This window comes from Microbacterium sp. P03 (genome assembly GCF_043556235.1).
In the GTDB taxonomy this organism is placed as follows: Bacteria; Actinomycetota; Actinomycetes; order Actinomycetales; family Microbacteriaceae; genus Microbacterium.
In genome coordinates this window covers 60,784-80,557 of record NZ_JBIGIM010000004.1, presented here as the reverse complement: position 1 = coordinate 80,557, position 19,774 = coordinate 60,784, and the positions used below count along the sequence as shown (strand labels likewise).

20 protein-coding genes are annotated in these 19,774 nt (G+C 71.9%); 17 read left to right on the top strand and 3 right to left on the bottom strand.

Features of this window, described 5'->3' with window-relative positions:
- Positions 1–26: 26 nt before the first annotated feature.
- From ACFXOO_RS11720 to ACFXOO_RS11695, 6 genes are read left to right on the top strand one after another with little or no spacing between them, the layout of a single operon-like run.
- A complete protein-coding gene (locus tag ACFXOO_RS11720; RefSeq protein ID WP_378843201.1) occupies positions 27–992 on the top strand; it encodes an AAA family ATPase in 966 nt (321 codons plus the stop codon).
- 7 nt (positions 993–999) lie between these two features.
- A complete protein-coding gene (locus tag ACFXOO_RS11715) occupies positions 1,000–2,379 on the top strand; it encodes a DUF58 domain-containing protein (RefSeq protein WP_394563679.1) in 1,380 nt (459 codons plus the stop codon).
- On the top strand, positions 2,376–4,895 hold the full coding sequence (locus ACFXOO_RS11710) for a transglutaminase domain-containing protein (protein ID WP_394563678.1): 2,520 nt from the start codon (positions 2,376–2,378) through the stop codon (positions 4,893–4,895). Before ACFXOO_RS11715 ends, ACFXOO_RS11710 begins: the two co-directional genes overlap by 4 nt.
- Positions 4,895–6,193 carry a DUF5684 domain-containing protein gene (locus ACFXOO_RS11705; RefSeq protein WP_394563677.1) on the top strand — a complete coding sequence of 433 codons (1,299 nt, stop codon included), beginning with the start codon at positions 4,895–4,897 and terminating at the stop codon, positions 6,191–6,193. The genes ACFXOO_RS11710 and ACFXOO_RS11705 overlap by 1 nt, the downstream gene beginning before the upstream one ends.
- Complete coding sequence (locus ACFXOO_RS11700) at positions 6,193–7,035, top strand: PP2C family protein-serine/threonine phosphatase (protein ID WP_378843209.1); 843 nt, start codon at positions 6,193–6,195, stop codon at positions 7,033–7,035. The genes ACFXOO_RS11705 and ACFXOO_RS11700 overlap by 1 nt, the downstream gene beginning before the upstream one ends.
- Before the next feature lie 13 nt (positions 7,036–7,048).
- Complete coding sequence (locus ACFXOO_RS11695; RefSeq protein WP_394563676.1) at positions 7,049–7,903, top strand: hypothetical protein; 855 nt, start codon at positions 7,049–7,051, stop codon at positions 7,901–7,903.
- A 16-nt stretch (positions 7,904–7,919) separates the two neighbouring features.
- Here ACFXOO_RS11695 and ACFXOO_RS11690 read toward each other — a convergent pair whose 3' ends face one another.
- Genes ACFXOO_RS11690 through eccD form a run of 3 tightly spaced genes read right to left on the bottom strand, consistent with a single transcriptional unit; the run spans position 7,920 to position 12,010 of the window.
- Positions 7,920–9,329: a S8 family serine peptidase gene (locus ACFXOO_RS11690; protein ID WP_394563675.1), complete on the bottom strand. Its 1,410-nt coding sequence runs from the start codon at positions 9,327–9,329 to the stop codon at positions 7,920–7,922.
- Entirely contained in the window at positions 9,329–10,663 is a 1,335-nt protein-coding gene (eccB, locus tag ACFXOO_RS11685) for a type VII secretion protein EccB (RefSeq protein WP_394563674.1), read from the bottom strand. The genes ACFXOO_RS11690 and eccB overlap by 1 nt, the downstream gene beginning before the upstream one ends.
- Before the next feature lie 6 nt (positions 10,664–10,669).
- A complete protein-coding gene (gene eccD, locus ACFXOO_RS11680) occupies positions 10,670–12,010 on the bottom strand; it encodes a type VII secretion integral membrane protein EccD (RefSeq protein ID WP_378843217.1) in 1,341 nt (446 codons plus the stop codon).
- Positions 12,011–12,110: 100 nt separating this feature from the next.
- Between eccD and ACFXOO_RS11675 the strand changes: the two genes are divergently transcribed.
- From ACFXOO_RS11675 to ACFXOO_RS11625, 11 genes are all read left to right on the top strand, one after another.
- Positions 12,111–12,515: a YbaB/EbfC family nucleoid-associated protein gene (locus ACFXOO_RS11675; RefSeq protein ID WP_378843219.1), complete on the top strand. Its 405-nt coding sequence runs from the start codon at positions 12,111–12,113 to the stop codon at positions 12,513–12,515.
- A 37-nt stretch (positions 12,516–12,552) separates the two neighbouring features.
- Positions 12,553–12,870 carry a hypothetical protein gene (locus ACFXOO_RS11670; protein WP_378843221.1) on the top strand — a complete coding sequence of 106 codons (318 nt, stop codon included), beginning with the start codon at positions 12,553–12,555 and terminating at the stop codon, positions 12,868–12,870.
- Positions 12,871–13,024: 154 nt separating this feature from the next.
- A complete protein-coding gene (locus tag ACFXOO_RS11665; RefSeq protein WP_378843223.1) occupies positions 13,025–13,339 on the top strand; it encodes a WXG100 family type VII secretion target in 315 nt (104 codons plus the stop codon).
- 33 nt (positions 13,340–13,372) lie between these two features.
- The gene (locus ACFXOO_RS11660) at positions 13,373–13,660 is read left to right on the top strand and encodes a WXG100 family type VII secretion target (RefSeq protein WP_378843225.1); all 288 of its coding nucleotides are present in this window, start codon (positions 13,373–13,375) and stop codon (positions 13,658–13,660) included.
- Between the two features lie 88 nt (positions 13,661–13,748).
- A complete protein-coding gene (locus ACFXOO_RS11655; protein ID WP_378843227.1) occupies positions 13,749–14,210 on the top strand; it encodes a hypothetical protein in 462 nt (153 codons plus the stop codon).
- Positions 14,210–15,478: a S8 family peptidase gene (locus tag ACFXOO_RS11650; protein ID WP_394563673.1), complete on the top strand. Its 1,269-nt coding sequence runs from the start codon at positions 14,210–14,212 to the stop codon at positions 15,476–15,478. The genes ACFXOO_RS11655 and ACFXOO_RS11650 overlap by 1 nt, the downstream gene beginning before the upstream one ends.
- Positions 15,475–17,367, top strand: coding sequence for a hypothetical protein (locus ACFXOO_RS11645; protein WP_394563672.1), 1,893 nt, complete (start codon positions 15,475–15,477; stop codon positions 17,365–17,367). Before ACFXOO_RS11650 ends, ACFXOO_RS11645 begins: the two co-directional genes overlap by 4 nt.
- Before the next feature lie 72 nt (positions 17,368–17,439).
- Entirely contained in the window at positions 17,440–17,757 is a 318-nt protein-coding gene (locus ACFXOO_RS11640) for a WXG100 family type VII secretion target (RefSeq protein ID WP_394563671.1), read from the top strand.
- A 1-nt stretch (position 17,758) separates the two neighbouring features.
- The gene (locus tag ACFXOO_RS11635; RefSeq protein ID WP_378843235.1) at positions 17,759–18,052 is read left to right on the top strand and encodes a WXG100 family type VII secretion target; all 294 of its coding nucleotides are present in this window, start codon (positions 17,759–17,761) and stop codon (positions 18,050–18,052) included.
- A gap of 42 nt (positions 18,053–18,094) precedes the next feature.
- Positions 18,095–18,394 (top strand): hypothetical protein, encoded by a 300-nt coding sequence (locus ACFXOO_RS11630; protein WP_378843237.1) that lies wholly within the window; start codon positions 18,095–18,097, stop codon positions 18,392–18,394.
- A gap of 66 nt (positions 18,395–18,460) precedes the next feature.
- Positions 18,461–19,774, top strand: coding sequence for a hypothetical protein (locus ACFXOO_RS11625; protein ID WP_394563670.1), 1,314 nt, complete (start codon positions 18,461–18,463; stop codon positions 19,772–19,774).

Genomic DNA, 19,774 nt, shown 5'->3' with positions numbered 1-19,774 from the left:
CACACCGGCACCAGGAGCCCCTCCCCATGACAATGACACCCGAGCAGAACGCGTGGTTCACCGACACCTTCGGCCTGCTCGCCGACAACGTCGAACAGGCGATCCTCGGAAAGCGCCACGTCATCGAGCTCGTGCTGGCCGCGATGGTCAGCGAGGGACACGTGCTGTTGGAGGACGTGCCCGGAACAGGCAAGACGGCCTTGGCGCGCGCACTCGGCCAGACCATCAAGGGCACGAGCACCCGAATCCAGTTCACCCCCGACCTCCTCCCCGGCGACGTCACCGGCATCACGGTCTACGACCAGAAGCGCGGCCAATTCGAATTCCACGCCGGTCCGGTGTTCGCCAACGTGGTGCTCGCCGACGAGATCAACCGGGCGAGCCCCAAGACCCAGTCCGCACTCCTGGAGGTCATGGAGGAGGGGCAGGTCACGATCGACGGCGTCACCCGCTCGGTGGGCGTGCCGTTCGTCGTGCTCGCGACGCAGAACCCCGTGGAGCAGGCGGGTACCTATCGCCTGCCCGAGGCCCAGCTGGATCGCTTCATGATCAAGACGTCCATCGGCTATCCCGATGACGCGTCGGCGCTCCGCATCCTGCAGGGGGCGCAGCATCCCCGGCGCGAGGTGTCGGGCATCATCGACACCACCATGCTCGCGACGATGAGCGAGCTGGTCCGCGAGGTGTACACGAACCCGCTCGTCCTGGACTACATCATGCGGCTCGTCAGCGCGACGCGTCGCGCCGAAGAGGTGCGCCTGGGCGTCAGCGTCCGCGGGGCGCTGTCGCTGGCCCGCTTGGCGATGACGTGGGCGGCGGCGCACGGCCGCAGCTACGTCACTCCCGACGACGTGCGCGACCTGGCCGTGCCGACGCTGTCGCACCGACTCGTCCTCCGGCCCGACGCGGAGTTCGACGGCGTCACGGCCGAGTCGGTCATCGGCCAGATCCTGCTCGACGTCGCCGCGCCCACCGAGAACGGGGCGGCCTGAGCATCGGATGAGCGATTTCGAGACCACCGGCTCCCGCCTCGGGCGCACGGCATCGGTCACCAGCACGCGCACCCGCGCGTCGACGGTGACGAGTGTGACGCGCGCCAACACGGGTGTCGTCAGCGAGGGGGTGTTCCGCAGCCGCAGCGCGTTCGCCGCCGTCATGTCGGCCGTGCGCACGGCCGCCCGCTGGCTGGCCGAGACGGTCACCCCCGCCGGGTGGCTGGTGGTCGGAGTGCTCGTGGTCGGACTCGCGATGGGCATCGTCGCCGGGTGGAGCCTCGGATGGATGCTGGGCGTCGCGGCGTTCGCCGTGCTGGTGTTCTGCGTCCCCTTCCTGCTGGGTGGCCACGATTACCGCGTGCACCTCGAGCTGGAGCACGACAGGGTGGTTGCGGGCACGGACGTGCAGGGCCGCCTGGAGGTGCGCAACGCCGCCAGCCGTCCCGCGCTGCCGGGTGTCGTGGATGTGCCGGTCGGCGACGGACTCGTGGAAGCACACGTCCCCTTCCTGTTCGCCGATCACACGCACGTCGAGCAGATCTCGATCGCCGCGCGCCGCCGCGGCGTGATCGACATCGGACCCCTGTCGGTCGCCCGTGCAGACCCGATCGGCATCCTGCGGCGTGAAGTGGTGTGGCCGGCGGTGCAGACGATCCACGTGCACCCGGCGACCACCCCCATCCCCTCGACCAGCGCCGGCCTGATCCGCGATCTCGAGGGGCTGCCCACGAGCAGCATCGTCGATTCCGATCTCGCGTTCCACGCGATCCGGCAGTACCTTCCCGGCGACTCCTACCGACAGGTGCACTGGAAGTCGACGGCCAAGACCGGCAAGCTCATGGTGCGCCAGTACGAAGAGACGCGCCAGTCGCGGATCGCGGTGCTGATCGGCACGGACGCCGTCGGGGAGTACGCGTCGGACGACGAGTTCGAACTCGCCGTCGGCGTCGCGGCCTCGCTGGGAGCGCAGGCCGTGCGCGACGGGCGCGAACTCGTGGTGACCACCGGGGCGGAGCGACCCGAAGTCGCCCGTGGCGAGGTGGTCGCCGTCCGCGACATCCCGACCCGCAGCATGCGGTCGATGCTCGACGGCTTCGCCGAGATCGAACAGGGGGAGCGGGTCAGCCGTCTCGAGGATGTCGCCCGGCTCACCGCGCAGGCCAACGCGCGCCTCTCGGTGGTCTTCCTCGTGACCGGTTCGCAGATGCCGCTCGACCGGCTGCGCGCTGCCGTCTTCGCGTTCGGCCCAGACACCGCCGGCGTCGTCGTGCGCTGCGAGCTCGACGCCGATCCCGTCATGAGGCAGGCGGGCCCCCTCCGTGTCATGACGGTCGGCGCGCTGAGCGACCTCGGACAGCTGATCGCCCGGGGAGCGCTGCAATGAGCGCGGGAGGTCGCGCAGCGCGTCCCCGACAGCGTCCGAGAGCGGATGCCGGCTGGCGGCAGCGTCTGCTCGCCGTCGCATACGTCCTGGTCGGGCTCGCGCTGACCACGGCTCTCGCCTGGCCGCTCTTCCAGACGCCGCGGTTGATCGTGATCGCCGTCGTCGCCGGACTCAGCGGGGCGGGGGTCGCGGTGACCGGGCAGCGCCGCCGCTGGCCCCTGTGGAAGCGTGCCGCGCTCCTCGCGGGCGTGTACGTCGTCGAGGTCGTTCCGCTCGCCGTACCGTCGGGACTCGCGTCGTTCCCCGCGTTCTTCGGAGCGTTGCGTGACGGACTGATCGGCATCATCATCGGCTGGAAGCAGCTGCTCACCCTCGAGCCTCCTCTCGGCGACTATCAGGCCGTGCTCGTGCCGTTCTTCGCGATCGCCCTGCTCGGCACGGCGCTGGCGACCGGTGTCGCCCTCATCCCGACCCGCCGGGCGGGGTTCGCCGTGCCGCTCGTGCTGGTGAGTGGGGCGTTCGGCGTCGCATTCGGCCTGACCGACCCCGGGCCGTCGGCGACGGTGCTCGGCCTCACGATCGATGCGCCGCGCGAGGTGCTGCTCAGCACCCTCCTCGTCGCCGCGTCCCTCATCTGGCTGACCTGGCGCACGCGCCTCGAGCGCAGCGCCGCCCTGGCCAAGGCGACGTCGACGACGGCGACCCTGCGCACCGACACCGTGGCATCGGTCGCCGCGGCCGCGCGCCGGCGTGTGCTGGCCGGGGCCATGGTGGTCGCCGCCCTCGTCATCGGCCTCGTCGCCGTCCCCGCGTTCGCCGACGTCTCGCCGCGGACCACCCTTCGGACGGGGGTCGAGCCCCTGCTCGTCATCCGCAACGTCAGCAGCCCGCTCGCGGACTACCGTGGAGCCTTTGCCGGCGATCGTTACGAAGCCGCGATGTTCACCATCTCCGGCGACCTCGACGGCATCGACCGCCTGGCCATGGCCACGCTCGACCGCTGGGACGGCCAGCGGTTCTCGGTGTCGTCCGACGGTCGCGACGCGACGCGCTTCACCCGTCTGCCGGGAGGCGACCCCGCCCCCGGGGCGCAGACGGTCAGCGTCACGATCGGGAGCGGATACTCGGGCATCTGGATGCCTCTTCCCGCGGGCGTGCAGTCCACCCCGGTGTTCGAGGGCGAGCGCGCGGGGGCGCTCACCGACTCCTTCTACATAGACCGCTCCAGCGGTGCGGGCATAGACATCGCGGGCTCGGGGTCGGCGCGGGGCCTCCGCGAGGGGGACGGATACCGTGTCGACGCGCCGCCGACGACCGCGGTCGCCCTCGGCGCGCCCAGCGCGACGAGCTCCATCGACCTTCAGTCCTACCCGCAGCTCGACGCATGGATGCAGGCGCAGGAGCAGCCTCGGTCGGCGGACGGCTTCACCGAGCTGATCTCCCGGCTCCGCGAGCGCGGCTACCTGAGCCATTCGCTGGCGGCGGATGAGGCATCCGCGCAGTGGATCTCCGATCTGCAGGGCGACGCGCCGTACACCTTCCAGTCCAGCTATGCCGGGCACTCCACCGCGCGCGTGGAGGAGATGTTCCAGCGACTGGTCGACCAGCAGAACCGCGTCGGCCCGAACGCCGCGGAGTCGCTCCTGATCGCCGCGGTCGGTGACGACGAGCAGTTCGCGGCGGCCGGCGCGCTGCTCGCGCGCGCGATGGGCTACGACTCCCGCGTCGTGGTCGGGGTGAAGCTCGTCGACGACCCTGCGGACGGAGTGCTCGCGTGCGACGGGGAATGCCGGGGGTCGAACCTGTCGGCGTGGATCGAAGTGCGCTCGCCCGGTGCCGGCGAGTGGACGACCGTCGACGTCGCTCCGCAGTTCCGCCAGCAGCCCGTGCTGGTGAACATCGGCCAGCAGCTGCCCGAGAATCCGACCGTGCCCGAGCAGGCCGACGTCGACATATCGCAGCCGCCGGCCGTGCAGCGCGACGACGGCACGACGACCACCACGACGGATGCGCCGGCGCCCACGTGGTGGGATGCCGTGCTGCCGTACCTCCGCATCGGTGCTCTGACGCTCGGCACTCTGCTGCTGCTGGCGCTGCCGTTCCTCGTGATCGTGATCGCGAAGGTGCTCCGGCGGCGCGCGCGCCGGGACGCCCGCGTGCCCGAGGTCGCCCTGGTGGGTGCGTGGGAGGAACTCTCCGACACGTGGGCCGACGCCGGCATCGAAGCGGTGGGTGGCACACGGCTGGAGCGCGCGCGGTCTGCGCAGTCGGCTCCCGCCGAGCACCTGGCGCGGGTCGTCGATCACGCCGTCTTCGCGCAGCATCCGCCGACGCGTGATGCGGTCGCCGATGCCTGGCGGATCTGCGACGACGAGCGCCATCGGGTAACCTCCGAGCGCGGGGTGTGGCGGCGTCTGCTGATCGCGATCACCCCCCGCTCGTTCCTCCGCTCGCTGCGACTGCCGGATGCCCGCCGGTTCGCGCCTCGGGCGCCCCGTCGGAAGAAGGCCGCGTGATGGATGCTTCGACACAGGCCGTGACGGTGTTCGTGATCATCGGCTCGCTGCTCTGGGTGCTCGTCGGCGTGCTGCTGTGGGCCTGGTACGCGGTGGCCCTCTCGGGGGTCTTCGCGCGTCTCGGAGTGCCGACGTGGCGCGCATGGGTGCCGTTCCTCAACGAGGCCGAGATCCTGCGTCTCGGTGGTCACTCTCCCTGGCTCGTGCTCCTCTACCTGGTGCCGATCGCGAACGTCTACGCGATCTATCTGCGCGTGCGGTCGGTGCATCGTATCGACGAAGGTTTCGGCCGCGGTGTCGGGACGACCGTGCTCGGGATGCTGCTCCCCCCGGTGTGGGCCACGATCCTGGCGGTCAGGTCGGAGGCGACCGACAGCGAACCCGGTCGCCGCATGGCCGCCGGGCCGAGCACCGCACCGGTGACGGGCCCGCTGGCGGCTCTTCAGGGCCTGGCGGGAGAACGGCCGGACGCGGCGCCGGTCACCCCGGCGGTTCCCGCGCCGGTGATATCCGCGCCCGCGATGTCCGTGCCCGTGCAGCCCGCGCCCGCGCTGCCCTCCTGGCGGCCGGCACCGCCGCTGCCCGTACCGGGGAGGCCCGCGCCGCTGGGCGCCGTTCGCCCGGTGTCGGCACCGCCGCCCGCCCCGCCCGCCCCGGCCGTCCCGGCCTTCGTGGTCGATCCACGGGCTGCGGCGCCGTCGGTTCGCCCGCCGGCGCCGGTGGTCGCGCCGGCCGCGCCTTCCGTGTCGGCGGTGTCCCACCCCGCGTTCGCGCCCACGGCCGCCGCATCGGCGCAGAACGCGCTCGTCCCGCCGACCGGAGACGCGCCGATCCTGGTGCACCGGCCGGGCGCAGCATCCGATCTCCTGCCCGAGACCCATGCGCAGGAGACCCACGCGCAGGAGCAGCCCGGCGAGCACGACCCCGACCACGACACCGCGACCGCGGTGGTCGACCGCCGTCCGCGCGTGCGCTGGGAGCTCGTGATCGACGACGGCCGCAGCTATGAACTCTCCGCACCCGTCGTGGTGCTCGGCCGCCGTCCGGTCGGTGCGGAGCCCGGCGTGCAGTACCTCGCCGTCGCCGACACCTCCCGGTCGGTGTCGAAGGAGCACGCGCGACTCACCCTCGAGGGGGAGCGGTGGGCGATCACCGACCTCGGCTCGACCAACGGCGTCTTCGTGCTCGACGACAGCGGCGCCGAACGCGAGCTCACGGCGCACGAGAAGGTCGCGGTCGCCGAGCGCGCGTCGCTCGGCGACGTCGGCTTCCGGCTGCGCCGACGGGAAGTGGCCTGATGGGCGGCGTCGACGCGGTCGATCTGGCCTTCGGGGTGACCACCGACGTCGGGCTGCGCCGCAAGGTGAACGAGGACTCCGCGCTGGTCGTGCGCCCCGCCTTCGTCGTGGCCGACGGCATGGGCGGTTACGAGGCGGGCGACCTCGCCAGCCGCGCGGTGGTGGACGCCTTCCGCGATCATGTCTGCACCGGGGAGCCGGTGCGCCTGGTCGACGTGAGCGATGCGCTGGCCGAGGCGGAACGGCGCGTGACGACCATCGCCGCGGCCACGCGCCGGGGGGCCGGAAGCACGCTCACGGGGGTCGTTCTCCTGGAGTACGAGGGCCGACCGCACTGGCTCGTCGTCAACGTGGGCGACTCGCGCGTCTACCGTCACTTCGGAGCCGAGCTCGAGCAGCTGACGATCGATCACTCGCTCGCGCAGGAGCTCATGGACGCCGGGCAGCTCACCGAGCAGGAACGGCGTACCTTCGACGAGCGCAACGTCATCACGCGGGCGATCGGCGCCCCCGACGCCCGCGCCGACAGCTGGCTCATGCCGGTGACGAACGGCGAACGTCTGCTGGTGTGCTCCGACGGGCTGCACGGTGAACTGATGGACGAGCAGATCCGCGCGATCCTGACGATGAGCGGTCGACCCGCGGCAGCGGCGTCAGCACTCGTGGATGCCGCCAAGCGCACCGGCGGGCGGGACAACATCACCGCGATCGTGGTCGACGTGCGCTCCGGCGGCACCGATCCGGCCGGTGATTCGTCGATGTCGAGCTCGCTCATCGGCTCGCGACGCGAGGACACCGGGGCTGATACGACGGTCGACCGCGCCGGCACGGTGCCCCGATGAGCGCGGTGCCCCGATGACCACGGATGAGCGCGACCTCGACCTCGACCTGGACGCGGACGACCTGGACGAGGATGACCTCGACAGCACCGTCCTGGTGGACCGCACGGGCGGGGCGCGCGGTGACGACGGGTCGGAGAGCACGATCGTGGTCGATCGCGCGGAACGTGCCCACCGGGTGTCCGACCCGGGCGACGACGACGACCTCGACACTCCTGGGCCCGACGACCTCGACAGCCCCGGTCCCGACAGCCACGACGACACCGGGCCTGACAGCGATGACGACCCCGGGAGCACGATCGTCGTCGATCGCGCCGGCTCTCGGGCGCCCCACCCGGCGCCGACGGAGGAGGCGACGATCCTCGGTCCACGTCGGACGCGGCGGGCGAACGCCGAGTCCGCCGTCGAGGCGCCGCAGCCCGAGCCGGCGGGTGCCTCTGAGGCGGAGTCCGGACACGCGCGGTCGGACGGACGAGCAGGCGAGGCATCCGCCGCCCTCCTCCTCGCCGACGGTGTGCAGCCGTTCGAGGCGCCGCACCGTCCGATCGCTCCGCATCGGCCCCGGTCCCATCGCGCGAAGCGGACGCGCATCATCCTTCCGCCCTCCACCGAGGCCTCGACGCGGGCGGTGGTGGGTGTCGGCCCCGGTGCCGTCGAGCCGTACGCCCCGCGCGACGTGCCCCCGCCGCCGGTGGCTGCGATGGAGCTCGCGGAGGGGCCGGAGGCGAGCCGCGCGGATGCTCCGCAGATGCCCTCGGTGCGGCGGGCCAGTGCCCGCGGGAGCGCGATCGCCCTTGCCAGCGTCGCCGGAGCGTGCGTCGTGTCGGTGGCGGGCCTGGCGTGGATCGCCGTCAGCGTGTTCGGCGGCTGAACCCCGGCCCTGGCCCTTACGGCGCTCCGGGCTCCTCGTCGCGGTACAGACCCGCACCGCGGCGCTGCGGAGGCGCATCGACCGCCGCGGCCAGCGCACGTCGGCGGCTGCGCATGACGACGAGGGCACCGATGACACCCAGCAGCATCGCTGCGACCACCGCGCCCAACACGCCCAGCTGCAGGGCCCGGCCGTTCGGCGGCGGCTGACTGGTGATCGTCACCGCGGACTCGGAGGCATCCGGTGCGGGGGTCGCCCCCGCACCCGGGAACGGGCTGACCGGCCCGCGGATACCCGGCCCCGGAACCATGACGATCGCGTCGTACGGCTGCACGATGCCCCAGCCGCTGACGTCGTCGCGCGCGTCGGGGTCGGCGCGCACGGCCGTCGCCTCGAGCCGATACGCCCACTGCGCAGGAGTCTCGTCGGGGTGCGCGGCGGCCACGAGGGCGGCCGCCGCGGCGACGTAGGCGGCCGCGTAGCTCGTCGCGGGTACATCGCCCGCGAGGGCGCAGTCGCCGCCCGTCGCCGACGTCGTCAGGATCTGAGCTCCCGGCGCGCTCAGCGCGATGTGCGGACCGTGGATGCTGGCTTCCGTGACGACACCGGTCGCGTCCGTCGCGGCGACCCCCAGCGCTCCGTCGTCGCCCGCCGGGTAGCGGATGCCGTCGTCGGCCGCCTCCTCGAAACTGAGGGTGGAGTCGCGGTTGCCGCCGCTCGCGATCACGAGGCTGCCGCGATCCCGGGCATAGGCGACGGCATCCGCGAGTTCGGGAGAGGGCGCCGCGGTGCTCATCGACACGGTGATGACCTGCGCGCGCTCATCGGCGGCGTAGCGGATGCCGGCTGCCAGCCGTGCGACGGTCGGACCGGACCCGGCGTCGATCTGACTGTCGTCGATCCCGGCGTACACCCGCACCGACAGGATGCGCGCTTCGGGCGCGAGGCCGATGATGCCCGATCCGTCGATCTCGCGCGCGGCGATCTGCCCCGCGATCGCGGTCCCGTGCCCGAATGTATCGGTGAAAGCACCGCCGCCGTCTCCGACGAGATCGGTGCCCCCGGCGATGGCTCCCGAGAAGTGGGGACCATCAGCCATGACGCCCGAGTCGACGATCGCGACCGCGACGCCGGCACCGCGCGTCACCCCCCATGCGAGCCGGCTCTGCAGGCTGTCCAGGGCGGGAGGGGGGTCGGTGATGCGCGTCGAGGCCGTGCACTCGCCGTCGACCGCCGTGTTCGCCGACGGCGCCGCGATCGACGACCTCGCCGAGATCGGGACATCGGACTCTGCGGCGGTCGCGGATGTCGCACTCAGCCCGAGGAGGAGAGCCCCCCCGGCCGCTCCGCCGGCCACAGTGCGGAGGATGTCTGCGCGCCGGCTCGCGGCCGGGGAGCGTCGTGCGCGGGCAGAGGGGCGGGTCATCACTGCGCCGCAGTGCCGGGCGTCGTGCCCGCGGCCGCCTCGGTCAGCGCGGGGCCGGTGGCGAGCAGGGCGATCCAGTCCTGACCGGCAGACCCGACGTCCGCATCCGGGTCGTATCCGAGGCGCTTGATCGTCTCCTCTGTGGCGCCGGGCAAGGCGTACGCGGTGCCCGTCGCATCGACCAAGGTCAGCATCGCCGTCGATTGGTCGCCGCGACCGCCCGCGGCCACCAGGGCCCCGTGACCGGCCTGCACGCGCACGCCGGCGGTCGCGGCATCCGTCGTCGGCTGCGTGGCGAGCACCGTGTGCGCGCCCTGGGCGTCATGCGTGAGCAGCGCGCACGCCCGCGTCGTCGTGTCGATCGAGGTGAAACCGGCACGAGGCCAATCGGCGCCGCCCGCCGGCTGTCGGGCGGTCGGCAGCGCGCGGGCCTCGGCCGCCGTGACCTCGCTGACCGTCCCCGTGTTCTGCCCGCTGCCGAGCTGATACAGCTGCCACGCCAGAGGAGTCAGCTCGGCGAGCGTGCCGTCATCGAGGATGACGTAGCGGACGTCTTCGGGATCGCCGCCGATGTGCACGACGTCGCCGATCGAGAGGGCGCTGCCCTCGAGGGGCAGTCCGGCGTTCGTCACGACGATCGGCGAGAGGTCGGCGCCGGGGGTGAAGAGGTTGAGCCACGACGCCGACACCGGGGCGGGGTCGAGCGAAGTGATCCCGGCCGCGCGCAGCACCGCGTCGCTCTGCGTGGGGTCGACCGCGAACCGCTGCTCGCCCGCGACGACGAACAGAGCGCCGGATGCCTCGACCACCGCGGCATCGCGAGTGGCGGAAGCCGCGGCATCCGTGGCGATCCGCACGTCGGTCCCGGCATCGTCGGCGACGCACGCGGTCCAGCCGTCCCCGATGAGGTTCGAGGGGGAGGGGAGGGAGTCGGGGGCCCCGACGATGCCGAGCGTGGAGTCCAGGGGCACGCCGGCGAGGGTGTTCTGGTCGGTCGAGATGACGGCGAAGTCGCTCGAGGGGATCAGGAGTCGGGCGCTGGCGGTGTTGATGACCGGGTGCAGCGCCCCCTCGATGGAGACGTAGCGCGCGCCGGTGTCCTTTGCGAGGACGAGCCGGCCGTTCTGCCAGCCGTTCGGCAGCCCCGGCTGGATGAGGCCCCAGAACACCCCGACCAGAAGCACGGCCGCGGTGAGCGCGATCGCGGCGAACACCGCGCGCAGCGGCGCTGCGGGCTCGAGTTCCTTGCCGCCCGGCGCGCCGCTCACGAACGCGGTGAGCAGACGGCGCCGCGAGAAGTTCTGCGCCTCGATGAGGTCGTTTTTGGTGGCCATCGACGGCTACGCGAGTCCTGCCGCGATCACTCCGAGCGGCAGCAGGACGGCCAGGATCACGACCTCGGCCAGGTCGGCCAGGCGGGTCAGGCGCATCCGGGCCTTCGGGGCGAGCAGAGTCACGGTCACGACGATGGCGGTCGCGACGATCAGCATGATCAGCAGCGTGAGTCGCAGCCCGGGCTGGGCGATCGACGCCGTGACGCCGGCCACGGCGAGCCCGGCGGTGCCGAGGGCCATGAGGGCGAGCACGTTGCTGCGTGCGTAGCTCTGCCGCGAGGGGAACATCATGCCGAGGAACGCGAGCGCGCACAGGGCCGCGCCTGCGGCGTTGCCGGCCGCGACGAGCGGAGTGCCCGCGAGGACGGCGAGGCCCATCGCGACGCGCAGCGCGACGAGCGTGCGGTGCCCTGCGGCTGCGCGGCGCTTGACATCGTCGGCGTCGATCGGTGCGGGGGTCGCGAAGACCTCGGCGTCGGTCTGGGGTGAGATCACCCGGATGCGCGTCGAGCTGAGCACCATCCACGGGAGTCCGTTGCCGAGCGTCGCGACCACGGCGACCATGATCGCGTAGGCGGGGAGGGGGCCGGTCGGCAGGATGGCGGCGATCGATGCCGTGAGGCCGAGCGCGGCGCCGAAGGCCATCGGGATGAGCTGCAGCTCAGGACGCTCCCGGATGAGCGCGTACGCTGCGCCGCCGAACACGAGTGCGCCCAGCCCCGCAGCGGCGAGCGGCCACCCCCACAGCTCGCTTCCCACAGGAACGGCGAGGTATCCGGCGACCGCGCCGAACGCGGCCGATGCGAGCCCGAGCCCGCGGCCCGCTTCGGGCTGGCCGAGCCGGGTCACGACCGCGGCGACCGCGATGAGGACGACCGCTCCGGCTCCGGCGATGAGCGCTCCGACGCCCAGGCTCGGACCGGCCGCGACCAGCAGCACGGCGCAGATGCCGAGGAGGGTGAGGCTCGCCGCCAGGGCGGTGCGCGCATTGTCCTTCGCGGTCCACGGGCGGTGCTGCTCGGCGGTCGCGTCGAGCACCGCCTCGACGATGTCGTCGTACACGCGCGGCTGGGCCAGCAGCCCGCCGCGCGCGAGCGTCAACAGCTCCCCCTCGCGGACGCCTTGCTCGCCGGCACCGCGGCTGACGTCCAGGACCGTGCCGTCGGCGCGCTGCAGCGCATATCCCGCGTGGGTCATGGTGGGGTCGAGCACGCCGAGGCTGCGGGCGAAGCCCGGCATCAGCTCCACGAGCGGCAGCTGGGCGGGAACGCCGATGTCGAGCCGTCGGCCTTCGCTCTGCACGGAGATCCGCAGCAGCGCCCGCGATGCGCTGACGGTCTGACTCACGTGGTGATTCCCCCTGGTGCGGCGTCGGACGGACCGGCGCGGATGTGGCGTAGCCAGAAGTCTACTGATGCCCCTGCGCCGCACCGATTAGCATCGAGGCATGAGCGACTTCTTCTCTGCGGACATCGACGCCGATCTCGCGATCGAGCGGGTGCAGCAGCAGATCGCCGACGCGCAGGCGCGAGCGGCGAAGGCGCAGGCCATGCGCAGCGACATCGAGGCGGTGCGCGGCGTCGCATCGTCCCCGCGCCGCGAAGTCACGATCACGGTCGACGCCTCGGGACGTCTCGCGGGTGTCGAGCTCGCCGACTCCGCATACGACCTGTCGGCACGCGAGCTGGGCCGTCTCATCGTCGAGACGTCCAACGACGCGCAGCGCAAGGCCGGCGAACAGGCCCTCGCGCTCGCCGCCGAGGCCTTCGGCGAGGACTCGTCGGTGGTCGACCACCTCCGTGCCGAGCTCGACAAGGAACCGCCGTCGGCGGAACCCGAGCTGCGCCACTGAGCCCGCACGACATCGAACGACAGCGACAGGAGACGACATGGCCGATCGCATCGCCCTGGACCAGGACCTGATCATCGCGCACGCGGCGCGCGTGCAGCAGGTCGCCTCCGACATCCAGGTGGCGAGGGATGCCGCGACCTCGACGTCGATGGGAGGGGGTGCCTTCGGCATCCTCTGCTCCTTCCTCGTCGCTCCCGCCACGATCGCCGCGTCGATGGCGGGGACAGCGATCTCTTCGGCCGAGGGGATGGTGCGCCGCAGCGCCACCGAGGTCAAGGGCGTCGCGACCGACATGGCGGCCTTCGAAGACGATCTCGTGGCGGCGATCGGACAGATCGAGTCGACGCTCGGCTGATCCGCGGTACCACCCCGGGCGGGGACCTGTCCACGGAAATCTCTTATGTTGCTCCTGTCGCAGGGAGCGCTTACCGTAGGGGGAGTCGGGGGACTCGCGTCACGGGTGTGATCTGAGCGCCCGACTCCATGTCAAAAAACCGATGGAGGATGTCGTGGCAGATCTGATCTCCGCAGAAGAGGGCGCGCTCAAGCGCGGTGCTCAGGCGGTGAACTCGGCGAAGGCCGGGATCGACCAGCAGGTGAAGTTCGTGCGCGGCGAGATCGAGCAGGTGCGTGGTTTCTGGACCGGCGCCGCCGCCATCTCGTACACGCAGCTGATGGCGCGTTGGGACGACGAGACCCGCAAGCTCAACGAGGTTCTCGTGACGCTCGAGGACGCCCTGTCGGGCACCGAGCGCGACCAGGCCGCCACCGAAGATTCCCACCAGCAGACCATCAGTGGTCTCGGCTCGATGATGGGTGCCTGAGCCTTCGGGCACAGGCCAGAGAAAGGTTTCGACATGCAGTCAATGTCCGTTCGTCCGGAGCAGGTCATCGCGCTCGCCGGTCAGATCAAGACGGGTGCCAGCGGCATCAAGAGCCAGCTCGACACGCTCGAGTCCGAGGTCGGCAAGCTCCGCGCCTCGTGGGACGGCTCCGCGCAGGCCGCGTACGACGAGGCCCAGCGCAAGTGGACCCAGTCGCTGAACGCGCTCAACGCACTCCTCGAGCAGATCTCGACCAAGACGCAGGACATGTCCCAGGGATACGTCTCGCAGGACAAGTCCTCCGCGGGACGCTTCGTCTGATCCACCCTCGCCCCGCGGGCCGGCTGTCGGATGATGCATCCGTCGTCGGCCCGCGGTGCGTCCTGCCCTGCCAGAGGAGGCACCCATCGTGGGCTACCGCATCGCGATCGATGACGGCGTCGCGCAGTCGCAGCACGCCAAGCTGACCGAAGGTCAGAACCTCGTCCCCGCCGGCGACATCATCGAGCTCGTCCACGGCGACGGCGCTGAGCCGGCGTCTCTCGAGTTCCTGCAGAGACTGAAGGATGCTGCGGCCCTGATCGGTCAGCACACCGACGCGGTGCGCGCCGCCGTCCAGCAGAACGCCGATGCTCTGAAGGCCGCGGCCGAGGCACTTGCCGAGACCGACGCGGCCTCGGCATCCGACCTCGGCACGATGACCGAGGTCATCGATCAGACCGCCGCCGACACGACGCACACCGACGTGCAGGCGAGCAACGAGTTCCTCGAGGCCGAGGCGGCCGAGGAGGCGGCTGAGCCCGTCAGCCCGGCGCCATCCGGTCCTTCCTCATCCGGTGGTCCCGTAGCCGGTGGATCGGGTCCGCTCTGATGCAGACCTCTCACGGCCGTCGCAGACGCGGCGGCATCGCCGTGCTCGCCGTGGTCGTGGCCGCGCTGATAGCACCCGTGGGCGCCGCTCACGCGGATGCCGTCGCCGACGGCAATTGGTGGTACTCCGCGTTCGGTGCGGACGAGGTGCACGGCGAAGGCTGGACCGGCGAGGGGATCAAGGTCGCGGTCGTCGATCAGCAGATCAATGACACGTTGCCGGTGTTCGAGGGCACGAATCTCACGGTGTCGCCACGACCGCTCTGCGGCGACGATACGGATGACGTCGTGACGACCGATCTCACGGAGGGATCGCTCCACGGATCGGGTATGACGGCCCTTCTCATCGGCAACGGTGAGGGCAACGGCGCCGTCAGAGGCATCGCGCCCGGGGCCGACGTCACCTTCTACGGCTACGGATCGGAGCTCTGCGTGATCTCGGCCGACGGCAACGGGAACCTCACCGGCGGATACTCCGAGGCCATCCGCACGGCCGTCGCGGATGGCAACGAGATCATCACCACGTCGGTCGCCTTCGACGAAGCGCGTCCCGACGAAGTGTCCGCCGTCGCCGAGGCCCTCGCCCAGGGGGTGATCATCGTCGCCGCGACGCCGAACTCGACGACGGACACCTCGAGCTACCCGTCACAGCTCAACGGCGTGGTGTCGGTGAACGCGTTCGACGCGAACGGGATGCTCAACGCCGATGAAGTGACCGGGGCTCCGAACATCTGGCCGGAGGTCACGGTGATCGCGCCGGGTGTCGATGTCGCCTCCGTGAACTGGGACGCCGAGAAGCTCGAGTCCGGATCGTCGAACGCGGCACCGCTGGTCGCGGGCATCCTCGCGGCCGCCTGGCAGAAATACCCGGACGCCACGTCGAATCAACTCATCCAGTCACTCATCCACAACACCACACCGGACGATCACCCGCTCAGTCGCAACATGGAGAACGGGGCAGGGTACGGTCCCGTGTCGCTGCGGCACATGCTCGCTGTGGACCCGGCACAGTACCCGGATGAGAATCCGCTGATGGATAAGGCGTCCGGTCAGCCGACGGCGGCGCAGGTCGCGGACGCGGGGGCCCAGGACGGCGCCACGCCTGCGCCTGCGGCGTCCGACGCGCCGGCGACGGCAGAGTCGGCGCCCGACGCGATGCCACTGGTCGTCGGCGGCATCGGCGTGCTGGTGCTCGTGACCGCGCTGGTCTTCACGATCGTGCGCGTGCGCAGAGGCAGAAATGGTCCAACCCAAGGAGAGAACCGATGAGCGGTGCGTGGGAGACGCGACTCGACAACCTCGCCAACGGAGGGCGCGACTGGGCGCTCCCGTCGCATGAGGAGCTGACATCCTCGCTGGACGCGCTCACCGGTGTCCTGCGAACGGCGGCTTCCGAACCGGGCGTCACGGGGTCGTCCGGGGATGCGGCCACCGTCGTGCTGGACACGGCCGCGGTCCGCGCCACGAGGATCGTGGCGGTGGCCGATGCCGTCAAGAGGGCGACCGACAAGGCCAACGTCGTGCGAAGCGATGCGCAGGCGGCGCAATCCGCACTGCCCTCCGGTGAGCTCTCGTTCGGCGAGCAGGCGCTCATCGCGGGCGCCACCGCCGGTGCGACGATCTTCCTCGGTCCGTTCGCGATCGTGGCCGGTGCTGCCGCGGCATCGAATGCGGCGTCGGCGAAAGCCGCCGTTCGCGAGAGCGAGGCGAAGAAGGCGGTTCAGAGCGCGAGTGCCCGGCTGGGGGCCATTCCCCTTCCGCAGGACATCGACGCACCGACGACCGACTACGCGACGCCCCCCGTTCCCGGCGACCCGCCCGGGTCGGACGGATCCGGTGGCTCGGGGGGTTCGGGCGGTGCGGGGGGTTCGGATGGTGCGGGCGGCGGCCGGGGAAGCCACGACGGTGGGTTCTCCTCCTACCCGGACGCGCACATCGAACCCGTCGAGCAGGTCGGAGCGCTGCCGGGGGTCACGTATGTGCCGGGTGGTCACACCTCGATCCCATCGGGCGCGATCCAGATCCCCGTGGAGGGATATCCCACGCTCCCCGGAGTGCTGACCCCGGACGGACCCACGGCGGGTGGCTCGACCGGCTTCCCTGGGACGGACGGACCGGCCGGTCTCGGACATCCGGGCGGCTCGGGCGGCCTGCTGGGCGGATCGAATGCAGGCATGGCCGCGGGTATCGGCGGTGCGGCTCTGCTCGGCGCAGGATCTCGCGTCGCGGCAAGCGGTCTCGGCGGGCTGGCGGGCACGCGACCCGGTGTCGTCGGCTCTTCAGGTGCCGGCGCGAAGGGCGTGGGCGGCCTGATGGGGGGCCCGAAGGGCGCCGCGGGTGCAGCCGGCGCGAACACCGCCGCGGGGCGTCCCGGGGGCGGCGGCATGATGGGCGCTGCGGGCACGACCAAGGGTCCCGCGGCGGGGCGTACAGGCGGCCTCCTCGGCAAAGGCGGGAGCCCGAACGGCGCCGTCGGTCGACCCGGTTCGCCCGTGGCGGGCGCCGCCGGAACGCGCGGCGGGTCCGCCGGCGCGGGCGGACGTGGCGGCAGCGCGGGGGCAGGCGGTCGCGCGGGCGTCGTCGGGGCCGGTGGACGCGGAGCCGGTACAGGAGCGGGTTCCGGGACAGCAGGTCGCGGTGCCGCGGGTGCGGGCGGTCGCGGTGCGTCCGGTGTCGGTGCGGCCGGCGGACGCGGGGTGAACGCTGCGACCGGCGGACGCGGGGTGAATGCCGTAGGCGCCGGCACACCAGGCCGCGCCGGCGCGGTCGCGGGCGGACGCGGAGCGAACGGTACCGGTGCTGCCGGTGGACGGGGCTCGACCGGTATCGGCGCAGCCGGCGGCCGGAATGCGGGCGGCGGCACCCTGGCGGGCGCGGTTCCCGGTCGCGGACCGGCTGGAGCGAACGGCGACGGCGCACCCGCCGGCAGGCGCTCCGCGGCGGGCTCCGCGGGCGGTTCGGGCGCGGGCGGGCGCGGCGGTTCGGGAACGAGCGGCGCAGGAACGAACAGTGTCATGGGCGCCGGCGGTCGCGGGGCGAAAGACGACCGCACGCGCACGCGGGGCCGCGGCCTCGGCGGTCCGATCGCTCCCCATCTCGAAGACGAGGCCGAGTTCGGGCCCCGGTCCGAGGCGGCGGGCGCCGGTGAACGTGAGTAGGCGTCCCGCCGCAGCATCCACGTGCGGCATATCGACCAGGAACCGATCGACCGTGATCGAGAGGGAGCAGTCATGATCGAGAAGATCTCCGCCACCGAGGGTGCGCTGCGGCGCGGAGCCGAGGCCGTCATCGGCGCGCACGGCGACATCACCGCCAGCCTCGGGCGGGTGCGCACGCAGCTCGAGGAGCTCTCGGCCGCGTGGGAGGGCGACGCCGCGACGTCGTACGCCCACATGCTCACGACCTGGCGCGAAGACGCCGGCCGACTCAACCGCATCCTGGTGCATCTGGAGGACGCTCTGCGCGGAACGGAGCGCGACCAGGCAGCGACGGAAGACGAGCACCGGGCCACGATCGGCGGGCTCGGTTCGATGATGGGGGCGAGCTGACATGTCGGACCTCAAGGTCACTCCCGAGTCGCTGCACGCCGGTGCCGCCGAGCTGCGGTCCGAGAGCGCGCACATCGCCGGCGTTCTCGCCGGCCTCGAGCAGGAGGTCGGCCGCTTACGCGCGCAGTGGGACGGCGGAGCTCAACAGGCCTACGACCAGGCGCAGCGCTCGTGGTCACGCACCTTCGACGAGATGAAGACCCTGCTCGCTCGGGTCGCGGACGCAACAGACCGCATGGCCGAGGAGTACGTCACCCAGGACAAGAACTCGGCGGGTCGCTTCACCGCGGTCTGACGGGAAGGAAGCCATTCGAATGTCGCCTTCAGGATTGCTGTCATGACCGATTCCCGCGCCCCCCGGAGTTCTCCCGCATCGACGGAGCGGTTGCGCCTGCCGGGTGTCGCGGTCGTGTTCTTCGTGCTTTCGGTGCTCCTGCTGCTGCTCGGGGGCTTGACGCTGCTCGGCACCTCGAGCCGCTCGTTCTTCGAGAACGCCCCCACCCAGGCGAGCATCGGCGCGCTCCTGCTGCTGATCGGCGCGGGGGCGCTGATCGCCGGGCTGGTGCTGGTCGGCGTGCGTTCGCTCGCACAGCAGCACCTCGATGCGACCTTGCATCACCGAGCGCGGCCCCGCTGAGGATCGCGCTCGCACGTCACGGATACAGGGACGCGATGACCGCGTCCCAGGGGGAGAAGCACGTTCATGGCTGACTACGCAGACCTGTCGGGCATCGTCGGGCAGATGAAGCGCGCCGCGATCGACTGCTGGATGGCCGACCAGGGCTTCTACCCGAACTGGGGCGACGACCAGCTCTACGCCAAATGGGGCTGGATGCTCAACTTCTACGACCGCCCCGCGGAGGACGGTTCCGGCGGAGGCGACGGCAACGGCGTGGAGGACTCGGTGGCCGAGGAGTTCGCCGAGATCCGGGCCGTGATCGACTCGCGGGTCTCATCGTGGCTCGACCTGCCGGACGGCTCCCTGTGCGGGGCGCCGCGCGGTGCGGCGAATGCGACGACGGCCCTGCTGGGCGGATCGGCGACGAGCCCGACGGTGCAGGGCGGCGGCGAGATCGCCACCGCGAACGACACGGTGCACGAGGTCGTCGTGAACAATCTGCGCGGAAGCTTCCGCGCACCGTTTCTGGACAAGTACTACACGCAGTTCTCGAAGGTCGCCCACGGCCTCGGGGACGCCTGCATCATCCTCGAGGCGAATTACGCCGGCGAGCAGGCGATGTGGCCGGCGGCGCGCACGGACGTCGCGACCATCTGCGACGCCGCACGGGCGGCGTGGGCGAAGCAGGCGGAGGATGCCTCCGCCGCGAACGGCACGCTCGCGCTGACGGTCGTCGCCGCCGTCGCCGGTGCGGTCTCGGGCGTCGTCACCGCGGGCGCCGGCACGGTTGCGGCGGTTGCCGCCCTGGGAAGCATCGCCACGCTGGCCAGCAGCGCCGTCGCCGCGATCACCGCCGAGACGGCGGTCAGCGGCGGATCGTACCTCGAGATCCTCGAGTCGCTCACGAGTGCGCTCGAGACGCTCGATGAGACCCTGACAGATCAGGAGGACGCACTGGTGACGATGTTGAACGGCGCGAGCAGCACGATGAGGGGCGACCTGGCGAGCTACAACCTCGACGCCTTCGCGATGGGGGACTACCCGCTCGATGACACGATGACGATGGACCGGTCCGACACCTCGATCGTCTCCACGAACATGGGGCGGGTCGAGACGGCGCTCGCGACCGCGTCCACGACGCTGGGCGCCCCGCCGACGGCGAATCCGACTCCCCGCGGCGCCGACGTCGGCCTCGGCTCCGCCGGCACACACGACGCCGCCACCGATCTCTACGAGGTCACCGCACGCTGCCTCGAGTTGACGGCGGGTGAGTACGTGCGCGGTCATGCGCTCTTCGACGCCGTCGTGGAGGACTACTTCAGCGCAGACGCGGCGGCGCGCCACACCGTCGAGACACTGCGCGCCGACGAGGCCCTCAGCTCCGAGCTGGGGGTGTGA

Bases quoted from the DNA above. Each gene is read 5' to 3' on its own strand.
- ACFXOO_RS11720 (WP_378843201.1), top strand. From the start codon at position 27: ATGACAATGACACCCGAGCAGAACGCGTGGTTCACCGACACCTTCGGC.
- ACFXOO_RS11715 (WP_394563679.1), top strand. From the start codon at position 1,000: ATGAGCGATTTCGAGACCACCGGCTCCCGCCTCGGGCGCACGGCATCG.
- ACFXOO_RS11710 (WP_394563678.1), top strand. From the start codon at position 2,376: ATGAGCGCGGGAGGTCGCGCAGCGCGTCCCCGACAGCGTCCGAGAGCG.
- ACFXOO_RS11705 (WP_394563677.1), top strand. From the start codon at position 4,895: ATGGATGCTTCGACACAGGCCGTGACGGTGTTCGTGATCATCGGCTCG.
- ACFXOO_RS11700 (WP_378843209.1), top strand. From the start codon at position 6,193: ATGGGCGGCGTCGACGCGGTCGATCTGGCCTTCGGGGTGACCACCGAC.
- ACFXOO_RS11695 (WP_394563676.1), top strand. From the start codon at position 7,049: ATGACCACGGATGAGCGCGACCTCGACCTCGACCTGGACGCGGACGAC.
- ACFXOO_RS11690 (WP_394563675.1), bottom strand. From the start codon at position 9,329: ATGACCCGCCCCTCTGCCCGCGCACGACGCTCCCCGGCCGCGAGCCGG.
- eccB (WP_394563674.1), bottom strand. From the start codon at position 10,663: ATGGCCACCAAAAACGACCTCATCGAGGCGCAGAACTTCTCGCGGCGC.
- ACFXOO_RS11675 (WP_378843219.1), top strand. From the start codon at position 12,111: ATGAGCGACTTCTTCTCTGCGGACATCGACGCCGATCTCGCGATCGAG.
- ACFXOO_RS11670 (WP_378843221.1), top strand. From the start codon at position 12,553: ATGGCCGATCGCATCGCCCTGGACCAGGACCTGATCATCGCGCACGCG.
- ACFXOO_RS11660 (WP_378843225.1), top strand. From the start codon at position 13,373: ATGCAGTCAATGTCCGTTCGTCCGGAGCAGGTCATCGCGCTCGCCGGT.
- ACFXOO_RS11650 (WP_394563673.1), top strand. From the start codon at position 14,210: ATGCAGACCTCTCACGGCCGTCGCAGACGCGGCGGCATCGCCGTGCTC.
- ACFXOO_RS11645 (WP_394563672.1), top strand. From the start codon at position 15,475: ATGAGCGGTGCGTGGGAGACGCGACTCGACAACCTCGCCAACGGAGGG.
- ACFXOO_RS11640 (WP_394563671.1), top strand. From the start codon at position 17,440: ATGATCGAGAAGATCTCCGCCACCGAGGGTGCGCTGCGGCGCGGAGCC.
- ACFXOO_RS11635 (WP_378843235.1), top strand. From the start codon at position 17,759: ATGTCGGACCTCAAGGTCACTCCCGAGTCGCTGCACGCCGGTGCCGCC.
- ACFXOO_RS11630 (WP_378843237.1), top strand. From the start codon at position 18,095: ATGACCGATTCCCGCGCCCCCCGGAGTTCTCCCGCATCGACGGAGCGG.
- ACFXOO_RS11625 (WP_394563670.1), top strand. From the start codon at position 18,461: ATGGCTGACTACGCAGACCTGTCGGGCATCGTCGGGCAGATGAAGCGC.